The organism is Bacillus sp. FG16 (assembly GCF_057809515.1).
In genome coordinates this window covers 1-383 of record NZ_JBMDKC010000366.1, presented here as the reverse complement: position 1 = coordinate 383, position 383 = coordinate 1, and the positions used below count along the sequence as shown (strand labels likewise).

General features: G+C 36.0%; 2 pseudogenes. Both read left to right on the top strand.

Annotation, left to right across the window (positions count from 1 at the left end):
- Nucleotides 1-183: pseudogene (locus ACODS7_RS32770) on the top strand (hypothetical protein); the annotation flags it as partial.
- 10 nt (nt 184-193) lie between these two features.
- A pseudogene (locus ACODS7_RS32765) lies at nt 194-383 on the top strand (FtsK/SpoIIIE domain-containing protein); the annotation flags it as partial.

The following is a 383-nucleotide window of genomic DNA, read 5'->3' as shown; positions in this document are numbered from 1 at the left end:
TATCTTGCGTTAGGAGTAATGGGAACAGTTTTAATCGGGGCAGTTCTGCTAGAAAGATATCTTGTGCAAAATGATCATGTATCAGCAGCTAAATTATTATCTGATGGTATTCATTATGGGGTGAGAATGGGAGGAATCGGATTCATCGGCTATGCATTTCTTCGCATTGTAATCATGTTCTAGGAGGCTTATTATGGAAATCATAAAAGAATGGATGTATAAAAGGTCTTTAAAACATCAAATGATTAAGGTATTTCAGAAAGCTGGTTTATATATAGAACATCAAACGCGTGGAGGGAAAGTGCCAATTTACCCTAAAATTCATGCAGTTACTTCTTCGAACCAATGTGTACAATATGTGTTTACCATTCCAAACGGATTAG